Raw genomic sequence first — 12183 nt, 5'->3', positions numbered from 1 at the left:
TAGATTCGGTCTTCCCCAAACGTTGTACTACTTCAAACAAGCTAGGTAACGTTTGACCGTCTCCTCCAATCCTAGGTATAGTGCATCTGAGATGAGGGCATGACCTATGCTTACTTCGAGGAGCTCAGGAATATGCTGGTTGAAATATTGTAAGTTATTGAGGTCAAGGTCATGGCCTGCATTTAGACCTAATCCGACTTCGCGTGCTTTTACTGCAGCTTTGAAATAGGGTTTTATCGCAAGTTCCTTATCGAAGCCATATTCCGAAGCAAATCCTTCTGTATAGAGCTCAATGCGATCTGTTCCTGTTTCCGCAGCGGCCTCTACCATTTCTTCAACCGGATCAACAAAAATAGAGACGCGTATACCTGCATCCTTGAATAATTTGCACATATCCTGTAGATAGGTTTTATTTTTTATGGTATCCCAGCCATGGTTGGAGGTTAGCTGTCCTTCGACGTCGGGTACCAATGTTACCTGTGCAGGTTTATTGGCCAATACAAGATCAATAAATTTCTGTTCTTGGCAATTTCCCTCGATATTGAGTTCGGTCTGGATTTCTGCTTTTAAGTCAAAGACATCCTGATAGCGGATATGTCTTTCATCAGGTCTCGGGTGGACAGTGATACCCTGTGCTCCAAAACGTTCACAGGCTAATGCCGCAGATACTAGATTGGGGTTATTGCCACCTCTAGAATTTCTGAGCGTTGCGATTTTATTGATATTTACTGAAAGTCTAGTCATTTTCCTGTATGTTATGATGTAAAAATACAAATAATATCTATTTTTTTTTAACTTGCATATATGGATGGAATCGACTATAGCCTCTTTAGCGGCTTTCGCTTATTGGACGTTATTGATATCATATTGGTGGCGATCATTATCTACTATATCTATAGTTTGATCAGAGGGACTATTGCCGTAAATATCCTGATTGGTGTTGCCCTGTTTTATGGCGTATATATTGTTGTCAAGCAGATGCACATGCGTTTGCTGACCGAGATATTTGGTGGTTTTATATCCGTGGGGTCTATTGCATTGATTGTCGTATTTCAACAGGAAATCAGGCGGTTTTTGCTGCATGTTGGAAAGAATATATCCATGAAACGGAAGAAAGTTTTTTGGTCGTTCATCGGGAATAAGAAAGCTATACAAAAGGATTTGACGGAGGATCTAAAACCGGTTATTGAAGCCTGTCGAAGTATGTCGCGTACACGTACGGGGGCTTTATTGGTTTTCTCAAAATATTTTGATGAGGAATATTATCAGAGCAGTGGCGAGTATATCGATGCACATATCTCCAAGCGTTTGATTGAAAGTATCTTTCATAAAAATAGTCCTTTACATGATGGTGCAGTCGTTATTGTTGATTTTAAGATTATGACGGCATCTTGTGTATTACCATTGTCCGATAGTGAGGATTTACCGCTACAGTTCGGTTTGCGGCATCGTGCCGCAATTGGGGTGACGGAAATATCAGATGCGATTGCTGTTATTGTTTCTGAAGAGACTGGCGAAATATCTTTTGCGAAAGATGGAAACGTCAATATGAACGTTTCACCAGAAGAACTTGAGCAATTGCTAAAAGACGAGCTATAGAACTAAAAGCCGAGTTATAAAAAATGCCTTAAATTCAATGCCCCCAAAAGTGAGATACTTTCTGGGGGCATTTTTTAGATATAAATACCTATTTCTTTGCAGCGTTGATCACTTGCGTATTTAATTTGATGTATTCACCATTTTTATCTGCAGTGGCAACATCAAGACCTTTCGTTGCTGTTTCTATTGCACCTTTTTTATCTCCAGCTTTTAATTGAGCTTTTGCTTTCCAATAAAGGACGTGAGCTGCTTTGGGTTGTGCTTTGGCAGCTTCGTCAAACCAGTTTAGGGCTTTATTCAGATCTAAATTATTGGTAAAATAATATTGGGCTGCAGCAAAATAAGGTTTTTTCTCGCCTTTCATCGCTTCATCAATGGAAGCTAATATTTTAGCCTGTTGATTGACTTTGAGGTCGACTTTTACTAACGTTTTTTCCCAAGCCAGACTCAATACGGCATCTGTAGGGCTAACGTTGTCAAAAGAGATGGTAAAAGTCTCTACCGGATTTGCAAGGTTTTGAGGTTTAACATTGAAGCGTAAGGCGTCTTCTGTTTGTTGATAGGTATATGCGCCCCATTGTTTCGTATTTTTACTGATGATGATGGTCCATTCCGATTTGTTTGGGATCGTGAAAAGAGCATAGGTTCCAGCGGAAAGCTTGTGTCCATTCAACGTAACATCACCTTCAAAGGTTAATGTAGTATTTGTATTTGCGCCTGTGCGCCATACTTCGTTATAAGGAACAAGATCACCAAAAATCCTACGACCGTTCATGCTAGGTCTACTGTAATTAAGGGTTACGTTTTCAATACCTAACCCTTGTGTAACTGTCTGTGAGCTACTTGCTGCAGGTAGTTTTAGCTGCGCAAAGGATTCGTTGGTCGTAAACATCATTGTTGCGGCAATGGCAATTGCAAAAAGATTCTTTTTCATCTGTATCATTGTTTGTTTTACTATTCAGTTTGACCAGCTTAATATGCCAGTGATAGGCCTCTGGGTCTGTGCTATGTTGTGCAAGAAAAATATAAAGCCTGATTAAAATAGTGCTGTATCTACTAGCTGATGCATAATATGTTTGTGTTTACAGCATCCATCTCCTAAAAATAGGAAGAATTTAAGAAAAAAGGGCATCTATTTTTTAGATGCCCTTTTTTCTTAAACTGTAAAAGTTATTTCCATTAGTTTGTTTTACCAACTTTATGTCCTGCTATAGAGAAATACATAATGTATAGATAGCCCGGAACCATCGCATAAAGAAATGCATGTTGAAAATCAATATGTAAATGATCTTTTAATAATCCATAGATTAAAGGCCAAATAGCTCCACCGGCAATACCCATAATCATGATTGCTGATCCTGTTTTTGTGAATTTTCCGAGACCTTTAATTCCTAGCGGGAAGATCGCTGGCCACATGAGGGAATTGGCAATCCCTAGTAGGGCAACGAATATAAAAGATGTTGTACCGGTCGTGAAAACAGAAATAACGGTGAATGTGATACCAATAATTGTGCAAATGCGTAGGGCCATTTGTTGTGATACAAATCTTGGAATAGAGATGATACCGATAATATAACCGATCAACATACAAGATAGTGTAAATGCTGTTGCATAGGTTGTGAAAAATGGATCAACTTTCAGTTCGCGCGCATAAACACCAATGATATCTCCTGCCATAACTTCAACGGCTACGCAGAAGAAAATTGCTAAGGCACCTAAGAATAAATGTGGATATTGGAAGATCGATGTTTTCTTTGCAGCAACAGTTCCGCTTTCTGCGCTAGTTTCTTCTTCTGCATCCATATCAACTTCAGGCAAGTGCGTGAACTTCAAGAAAATTGCGAAGGCAACGAAAATAATTGCAAGAGATATATACGGAGTGTGTACGCGTTGAAGAAGATCGTCCAAGATTGCATTCTTTTGTACAAGATCAGTCGTTGCTTCTAATTTTGCAGTTACTTTTTGGGCGTCTTTTAAAAAGAGCGTTCCGAATAGGATAGGTACAATAATACCAGCAGATTTATTGAAAAAGCCAGCGATTGAAATACGTTGTGCAGCGCTATCAATAGGACCAATAATACTTAAATAGGGGTTAACGGCTGTTTGTAATAATGCCATCCCCGACCCTTGGATAAATATCCCTGTTAAAAATAGACCATAACTTCTATTATCTGCTGCAGGAATAAAGATCAAAGATCCTAAACCTAATATAATAAGACTGACAACCAAACCATTTTGGAAGCCTATTTTTTTAATGATGACTGAGCTTGGAAGTGCCAAGAAGAAGTAGGCAATATAAGAAGCAAAGGTTACGAAAAAAGCCTGTAGATCAGTTTCGAGGTTACAAGCAATTTTTAAGAATGGAATTAAGGTTCCATTTGCCCAGGTAATAAAACCGAGGATAAAAAATAAACCACAGCAAATGGCCATAGGGCGAAAGGCTGTTTTACCAACGTTAGGATTAGTGGTCATGTTTTGTTTTATTATATTTAGTTAAGTTATCGTTCGAGGATTGATAAATCAGTAGGTATAAGGGATGAACAAACGATTGCGTTTCATATTTACTGATTTTTAGCGTATCCATCCTACAAGACTACTTAAATTTCTTGAATATTGGAAATAAATAAAGGCATATTTTTGGACGATTTCGATAATTAATTGGCAAAAAAAAGAAGGATAAATTGTGAAATTTATCCTTCTTTGCTTATAAACTTTGCTGAATCTTAATTCGATTGAGTTAGTAAATCGAGTTAGCAAGAATCATATAGGTCGCATTATTTAGGAACGATAGCTACTGTAAGTCTTGAGATACAATTTAACTTGTTGAAACGATCGTACATTTTTATTTCCCAAATATGTGTGGATCGACCAATGTGTATTGGACTACATTTTGCGGTAATGACTCCGCTACTTACCGGGCGGATATGATTGGCATTCACTTCAAGGCCAACACCCCGATATTTGTCTGGATCAACGACGAGGTTGGATGCGATACTTCCCAATGACTCTGCCAGAACTACAGAAGCTCCACCGTGTAAAATGCCATGCGGCTGTTTAACTTTATCTGTTACAGGCATAGTCGCTGTAATGGAGTTGTTATCTATTTCTGTCGCTTGAATCTCCAGGAGCCCTGATAGGTATTTATTGAAAAATACGTTTATTTCCTCAATGTTGTAATGCTGAAACCAAATTTTTGACATCGTCTGAGTTTAAATAACGTTCCTGGATAATAATGCGGTGATGATTAAGATGTCCTGCAATGACATACAATAATGCTTTTACACTCGTCAAGCGTTCAGATGCCATACCTTTACGTTCCAATTCGGCGTCATTAAAACTATTGAAAAGCATCATATTGGCTTTCCGAAGAAAGGTAAATTCTTTGCTTAAACTTTCCAAGGTACGGTCGTTGTAACGGGAATACTGAATGAGGTAGTCTTGGTCATATCCAGCGAGTTCTTTAAGGTCGTTACGTGAAAAACGCAATGCACGGTAAGCCATGATACGTTCATTATCGATGACGTGACCAACGACTTCTTTGATGGTCCACTTATCCTCGGCGTATTTAAAATTACCTCTTTCCTCAGGAATCGTGTCCAGAAATGCTGGAAAGGAGAGCGTCTGTTCTTCTAGTGCATCAAACACGTTATCGACGACAGTCTCAATATAAGGCGCGTAGACTGCTGGATATTCGTCAGATTTGAGTGGCTTCATATTTTAAATTGCTTTTTAAGATTATTCGAAATGTTGTTCCTTTACCTACTTCAGATTCTTTTACAAAAATTTGTCCTTGGTGGTACCGTACCATTCTTTTTGTCAGACTAAGGCCAAGCCCCCAGCCTCTTTTTCTCGTTGTGAAACCCGGCTGGAAAACAGATTCAAAATTAGATCTTGGAATTCCTTTGCCCGTATCACTAATGTCTATAAAAATTTCTTCTTTCGCAATATTTTCTGAAATATTAACAGTTATCTTTCCTTCTGTGCCAATGGCATTTACTCCGTTTTTCAATAAATTTTCGATGATCCAATCGAATAATGGGATATTGAGCTGTGCCTCAAGATGTGTGTCGCCCTTTAATTCGAAGGTAATTTTATTACTGGTTCGTATGCGAAAATAATCCACGTAATTTTTGATGACATCGTAGAGGTTGTGATTGGTTAATACGGGGGTAGATCCAATTTTTGAAAAACGGTCAGCGACGATTTCAAGCCGCTTAATGTCGTTTTCCATCTCATTTAGCGTATCATCTTCTTCGGCATCAAATTTTATACGAATCAATTCTAACCAGCCCATCAAGGACGAGATAGGGGTGCCTAATTGATGTGCGGCTTCTTTGGTGAGCCCTACCCAAACGAGATTTTGTTCAGATTTCCGGATAGAATTGAAAACCGTGTAAGCAATAATGAGAAAGAGTGCAATCAGCGATAGTTGTACATAAGGAAACACCCTTAACTGTTGTAAAAACCAGGAATCTTTATAGTAAACATGCCATTTCTGCCCATTTTCCAATTCCAATGTAATGGGCGGATGACTTTTCTTCATAAACGCAAGTTGTTTTTGAAAATAAGCCGGGTCATAATCCAGGTGTTTTGTAACACTGTCATTGTGTCCGGGCTTAATATTTGTCTTCGTGGAATCGAGGTTACGCCAGAAAATGATGTCTTCCTTGTCGTCTGTAATAATGGCTGGTAAATTGAGACTGTCTCTTATGGCGTAAATAAATGTAATGAACTCATCATCAACGTCGGGCATGGTCATAATATTTTTTGTACTCATGGCCCATACCTCAGCCTTGGAACGTTCGGCATGCGCAAGATTTCGAACGAGGTAATTGGTGTAAACCAAGGAGGCAACAGCAATGACTGCTGCAAAGATAAGCAAGATAAATTTCCAGCGTTGCTGGCTAATCTGATAGGGTTTCATGATTCCGTATTCGTGTCCTTCATTTGCAAATTACTGAATAAATGTCTGTTTTCTGCACTTTTATTTCATTGAAGAAGTTATGATACTGTCCAAATCAAAAATTTTGTGGTAATTTTGCGGCATGAGTTCAGAAAGAAAAGTAAGAGTGCGTTTTGCACCGAGCCCGACAGGTGGTCTTCACCTTGGTGGGGTACGTACAGCTTTGTTTAATTTTCTCTATGCGCGTCAGCATCAGGGGGATTTTATTTTACGTGTCGAGGATACGGATCAAACTCGTTTTGTCCCAGGTGCTGAGGAGTATATCAACGAATGTTTAGCATGGTGTGGTCTTTCCCCAGATGAAAGCCCATTAAAAGGGGGCGAGTATGGACCTTACCGTCAAAGCGAGCGAAAACCATCTTACCGGAAATATGCTGAACAGCTGATCGAGAATGGTTATGCTTACTATGCTTTTGACACTGCAGAGGAGCTGGATGAGCAGCGTAAGTTGCAGCCTAATTTTCGATATAGCCACGAGAACAGACTTCAATTACGTAATTCATTGAGTTTGTCTGAGGCTGAAACTCAACAATTATTGGATGCGGGCACTCCACATACCATTCGCATAAAAATCCCTACCGATGAAACGGTCACATTCACTGATATGATCCGTGGAAAAGTTGCATTTGATACAAATCTTGTCGATGATAAGGTGTTGCTTAAGGCGGATGGCATGCCAACTTATCACCTTGCTGTGGTTGTTGATGATAAAGCCATGGAAATATCGCATGTATTCCGTGGTGAAGAGTGGTTGCCTTCAGCGCCTATCCATATTTTATTGTGGGAATACCTAGGCTGGGGTGATAGCATGCCAGGCTGGGCGCACCTTCCACTAATCCTTAAACCAGATGGAAATGGTAAATTAAGTAAGCGCGATGGCGATCGCTTAGGCTTCCCTGTTTATGCAATGAACTGGACTGATGCGAAATCTGGTGATACAACAAAAGGGTTTCGTGAGATGGGCTTCTTGCCAGAGGCTTTTGTCAATATGCTAGGGGTATTGGGCTGGAACGATGGAACTGAACAGGAACTTTTCTCTTTAGATGAATTAATCCAAAAATTCGGTGTTGACCGTATCAGTAAAGCTGGTGCAAAATTTGATTTTGAAAAAGCAAAATGGTTCAACCATGAATGGATCAAACGATCTTCAACAGAATCATTGTTACCGCAGATCAAAACAGTTTTGGAGCATCATCAAGTAAGCGCCGAAGAGACTTATGTGAGTAGGGTATTGGATGCTGTAAAAGAGCGTTTAACCTTTGTCGAAGACTTTTGGAGCCAGGCGTCGTTCTTTTTCTTGCAGCCTGCAGAATATGATCTAAACGCAGTGAAGCCTAAATGGTCTGCTGAAAAAACTGCATTTTTTGAAGGTATAAATCAATCATTCGAAGGATTTGATACATGGAACGCTTCTGATTTGGAACCTTTCTTTAAAGATGCCATTCAGGCTTCAGGAATGAAGATGGGCGAGCTGATGATGCCTTTCCGCATCATGCTAGTCGGTGGGAAATTTGGACCAGATGTATTTCAGATTGTTGAATTACTTGGTAAAAACGAGGTAATAGTGCGTGTGAAAAAAGCACTTAAAGAATTCGATGCTTAAATAGATAAAGTACAAGATACCGAAAAGGGGTTGTCTGCATTCATTAGCAAACAGCCCCTTTTTTCTGAAAAGAGGCTGTTTTATTGATTCGTGTTGTTTTTATTATTTCATCAATGGGCACGCGATACGCGATTTATTAGCCAAAAAGATTCTTCAGTTCATTTTCATGGCTATTGCTGCTCGCGTTCATGGCTATTGCTGCTCGCGGAATTATGAAGTTTGTCTATAGGCGGTTTAGCGATCTCATTTACAAGTATGGTATCCGAAGGCGCATGAAAAGTGTTTTGGCTGGACCGAATAAAAAGATTAGTCCGGTTGCAAGCATTCCTAATATTCCCAGATAGGTAAATATTTCCATATTACTGATTAGCGACGCTTGCTGACTTAGGTTTCCGGAAAGACTTTTACCTGCAATAAGGCGTGCCAGCTGATCGCCATATAGCCCGATATATTTCTCTGTTAATGTATTCCAATAATTTATTGTCTGCGGATTGCTTGTATTAAGTGTTTGTTCGAGTTGAATATAATGCTTTTGATTGAGGGCATAACTGGCATTTTGGATAAGGGCAAATCCGATATTGGTACTCCAAAATCGAACTGTTGTACCCATAAGGCCTGCATTGCCTACATGATGGGACTCAACACCTGTTAAGATATAAATGACCAATGGTGTGAAAAGCCAGCCTTGTCCGATTCCCTGGATGAACAAAGGGAGACCGATAGTAGCGATTGTCGTATCAGGATAAAAGGTGGGTACAAATAGAAAACAGGAAGCCGCCAATATCAAAAAGCCAAAACCAAAGATATATTTAGGGGATACATCGCGTAGGAGTAAGAAACCTGAACTGCCAACACCAAGCATCGTGCCGACGACATTGATGTACTGTACATCAATAATATAATGCCATGGCCATTTCCATACGGTGGCCATCACGGTATATACATTATTTAGGCAGCTTCGAATAATGTAAAAGAGAAAGAATAGGATAACTCCGAAGATAACATTTTTGTATCTCAAGATCTCAAAATGAAAAAGGGGTCTTTTTACCATGCTTTGTTTAATCATAAAGAGTGCTCCAAAAACAAGAGCAAGGGCAAAATTGATGGTAATATTGGTGTGTTCGAACCAATAGTATTTACGACCATAAATTAAGACGTAAGCACCGCAGCTTAATGAGATTAATAGAAATAGGCAACTTGCCAGATCTAGTTGATAGAGTGGGAACTTTTTACCCAAGCGATTATTGTTAAGTAACAGCAAAGCTATTGCAATTACAATCAAGTGCCAATAGAGTACTACGTGGATCATATCTTGCCATCCATAATCCATGATACTTTCTTTGAGCAAAGAGGTCGTTAAGGTTGAACCGGTAAGCATAAAGGTATATAGAAAGAAATAGGCGATGGTCCGGCTCTTGGCATGCTTAATCTGCATCATGAGCAATGGAAGAAAGCAAGCTCCTTCCAGTACACAGAAAATGCCTTCGACCACGCGCAGAATGCCAATAAGAAATGGATCTCTTGTCAACGATATGCCTAGAAGGATCAGGATGGAAAGGCTGCAGGTCAAGAGGATATATGTCCTTACCCTGAAAAAAGAAAACAGCCGCTGAAATATAAGTAAAGCAACGACAATGGCACCGTACATCAAGGATAGAAAATACTGAATATCTTCGGCCTCGATATCCAGTGCCGAAGCGGTAAATGCTGTATTGGAATGGAAGAGCGACATTAACATGAGATGTGGGAACATTGCTAATATCATAAGGGGAAGCTTTATCCATTCGGGTATCCAGCTATAGTATAAGGATTTATTAACACTCATGATGATTAGGATTGATGGGGAGCATGGATGACGACATTCATACCAGCACGTAATTTCTTAAGATCTTGTTTTGGATCAAATACAATTTTAATCGGAATCCGTTGTTCAATCTTAACGAAATTTCCGGTTGCATTGTCTTGAGGTATCACTGCAAATTTGGAACCTGATGCTGGGGAAAAAGAATGGATCTTTCCTTTAAAACTAAGTTTGGGAAAGGCATCGACCTGTATAGTGACTATAGTGCCCTCTGCAAGATCTTCAAGCTGAGTTTCTCTAAAATTTGCGTTGATCCATTTCTCTTCGCTAATGACATTGGCTAGCGTCTGGCCTTCCTTTACAAATTGTCCTGGTTGGATAGATCGTTTGCCAACAAAGCCATCGTAGGGAGCGGTTACTACGGTATAGGAGAGAAAAAGCTGTGCATTTATTTTTGCTGCCTTTTTGATGTCGATATTAGCTCTTGCCGGTAACTCACTTGCTTTTTCTTTGCTGGTGTTCAGTTGAGCTGAATTATATTCTTCGGTTATGGTGTGCAATTGTGCCAATGCTATATCATATGCTGCTTTGGCATTATCGTACTGTTGTTTGGTCGAAGCCTCAGCTTCAAATAAATTCTTGAACCGATTGTAATCCTGTTGGGTCTGCCATACACTTACTTTTGCAGCTTCTAATCTTGCTTTTTGAACCGAAATGCTATTGGCAGTTGCATTTGCCGTTTTACTAATCACCTCGGCATTTCTCTCACTGCTTTGGAGTTCGGCATTAGCCATATCCACTTTGGTTTGATACTCGCTCGCATCGATAATAAGCAGCGTGTCGCCTCGATGAACATATTGATTTTCTTCAAATCGTACCTCTTTAATAAAACCGGAAATCCTACTGGCGACAGGAGTCACATATTGATCAATTTGCGCATCATTTGTCGTTACATATTGATTGGTAAAAATGAGGTGTCTGACTAAGACTCCGATACCGATTAATAATAGTAGGCTGGCGAATATGACGAGCACTTTGTTAAATCCTTTTGTTTTTTCTCTTTTATCTTCTTTATTCATTATTGTTTAATTGCACGTTTTTCAATTATTTACTTTGTCTGCTTACTAAATGTGCCAAGAGTGGTAGACATGCACTTTACAATTATCTAAGCTTTCAGCTCAAAAAGTGTCCGGAACCATATCCTCGTTCTGCTTATGATCTGCATGAAATAGCATCTTTCATTTTACGTAAACTGGATTGCTCGGAGTACCAACAAACTTCGTCTGGGCGCTTGGGAGTAAGGCTGCACAAAGATACTGTAGGATAGAAATGTTTTGTTTTGTATAGTCGGACGGATATTTGTTCATTTGCGCCATATTGTATAAAAAGTGTAATTTTAGATTATGGAAGAGGGTAAGCTTGCAGCCATTGATGCTGAACAATATGATTTTTACGTAGATCATATGTATGTCGATCGTATTGATTCTCGTGAGTATACACATAAAAAGGCGCGCCTGCTTTATGCTGACGGTGGTATTATTCATGTATTTACAGCAACAAAGCACTGGTATTTGCCAGCAAGATTTTTTATGTGGATTCCGGCAAATACAACTTATCATCTGGAAAGCACAAGTTCTCGTATCCCGTTGTACAGTTTTTATTTTAAGGAAAGACAGGGTATGCCGTCCGTGCTGTCAGCGCCGAATATATTTCTAAGCAATGATCTGATGCGTGAAATGTTTTTATTTGCTCAGGATTGGAACGGAGGGATCAGCAAAACGGCTGAATATTCAAAATACTGTCTCTTGCGTGCGATGATGGCTATTATTCCAGATACGAGTCCACCAATAGATGCTTTCCCTATGCAGCATCCTTATCCTAAGAGTGAAAAACTCAGAAGTGTGGCTAGATATCTAAACAGTAACATCGATCAGGCCTTTACCATTGAACAGATTGCGGCGCGCTTTGGAATGAGTAGCCGCTCGTTGTCCAGACTTTTCAAAGAAGATATGGGTATCAGTTATATTCGATTTTTAAGAGCCATACGAATTGCGAAAGCCTTGGAGCTGATGTCCGAAAATAAGTATTCCATCCTCGAAATCGCTATGCACGTAGGGTACAATGAGCTCTCTTCTTTTAGCAATATTTTTACACGCGTAACGGGTATCCGTCCATCGATATATATGGCGAAGATTAATGAATATAAACAGTAACGTT

11 protein-coding genes are annotated in these 12183 nt (G+C 39.6%); 3 read left to right on the top strand and 8 right to left on the bottom strand.

The window, feature by feature from the left end:
• Positions 1-27 precede the first annotated feature (27 nt).
• Positions 28-744 carry a pyridoxine 5'-phosphate synthase gene (locus AB1Z56_RS19015; protein ID WP_309365560.1) on the bottom strand — a complete coding sequence of 239 codons (717 nt, stop codon included), beginning with the start codon at positions 742-744 and terminating at the stop codon, positions 28-30.
• A gap of 60 nt (positions 745-804) precedes the next feature.
• Here AB1Z56_RS19015 and cdaA point away from each other — a divergent pair, with 60 nt between their 5' ends.
• Positions 805-1599 carry a diadenylate cyclase CdaA gene (gene cdaA, locus AB1Z56_RS19010; RefSeq protein WP_046672648.1) on the top strand — a complete coding sequence of 265 codons (795 nt, stop codon included), beginning with the start codon at positions 805-807 and terminating at the stop codon, positions 1597-1599.
• Between the two features lie 88 nt (positions 1600-1687).
• Here cdaA and AB1Z56_RS19005 read toward each other — a convergent pair whose 3' ends face one another.
• The 5 genes from AB1Z56_RS19005 to AB1Z56_RS18985 form a co-directional block, all read right to left on the bottom strand.
• Positions 1688-2533 (bottom strand): DUF2911 domain-containing protein, encoded by an 846-nt coding sequence (locus tag AB1Z56_RS19005; protein ID WP_426789867.1) that lies wholly within the window; start codon positions 2531-2533, stop codon positions 1688-1690.
• 245 nt (positions 2534-2778) lie between these two features.
• Positions 2779-4071, bottom strand: a complete 1293-nt coding sequence (locus tag AB1Z56_RS19000; protein ID WP_309365564.1) for a sugar MFS transporter — start codon at positions 4069-4071, stop codon at positions 2779-2781.
• 302 nt (positions 4072-4373) lie between these two features.
• Positions 4374-4799, bottom strand: coding sequence for a hotdog fold thioesterase (locus AB1Z56_RS18995; protein ID WP_309365566.1), 426 nt, complete (start codon positions 4797-4799; stop codon positions 4374-4376).
• Positions 4765-5313, bottom strand: coding sequence for a DinB family protein (locus AB1Z56_RS18990; protein WP_209578525.1), 549 nt, complete (start codon positions 5311-5313; stop codon positions 4765-4767). Before AB1Z56_RS18990 ends, AB1Z56_RS18995 begins: the two co-directional genes overlap by 35 nt.
• On the bottom strand, positions 5294-6523 hold the full coding sequence (locus AB1Z56_RS18985; RefSeq protein WP_309365569.1) for a sensor histidine kinase: 1230 nt from the start codon (positions 6521-6523) through the stop codon (positions 5294-5296). Before AB1Z56_RS18985 ends, AB1Z56_RS18990 begins: the two co-directional genes overlap by 20 nt.
• Before the next feature lie 121 nt (positions 6524-6644).
• On the opposite strand from AB1Z56_RS18985, the gene gltX reads away from it, so the two are divergent.
• Positions 6645-8165 (top strand): glutamate--tRNA ligase, encoded by a 1521-nt coding sequence (gltX, locus tag AB1Z56_RS18980; protein ID WP_309365571.1) that lies wholly within the window; start codon positions 6645-6647, stop codon positions 8163-8165.
• Between the two features lie 247 nt (positions 8166-8412).
• Here the strand turns inward: gltX and AB1Z56_RS18975 are convergent, their stop codons facing one another.
• A complete protein-coding gene (locus tag AB1Z56_RS18975) occupies positions 8413-9990 on the bottom strand; it encodes a hypothetical protein (protein ID WP_426789866.1) in 1578 nt (525 codons plus the stop codon).
• A gap of 5 nt (positions 9991-9995) precedes the next feature.
• Positions 9996-11045, bottom strand: coding sequence for an HlyD family secretion protein (locus AB1Z56_RS18970; protein WP_309365575.1), 1050 nt, complete (start codon positions 11043-11045; stop codon positions 9996-9998).
• Positions 11046-11369: 324 nt separating this feature from the next.
• Here AB1Z56_RS18970 and AB1Z56_RS18965 point away from each other — a divergent pair, with 324 nt between their 5' ends.
• The gene (locus tag AB1Z56_RS18965; RefSeq protein ID WP_309365577.1) at positions 11370-12179 is read left to right on the top strand and encodes an AraC family transcriptional regulator; all 810 of its coding nucleotides are present in this window, start codon (positions 11370-11372) and stop codon (positions 12177-12179) included.
• Positions 12180-12183 lie beyond the last annotated feature (4 nt).

Source organism: Sphingobacterium sp. WOUb80, assembly GCF_050058145.1.
GTDB lineage: Bacteria > Bacteroidota > Bacteroidia > Sphingobacteriales > Sphingobacteriaceae > Sphingobacterium.
Note: the sequence above shows the minus strand (reverse complement) of the source record. Positions and strands in the feature narration are given on the sequence as shown.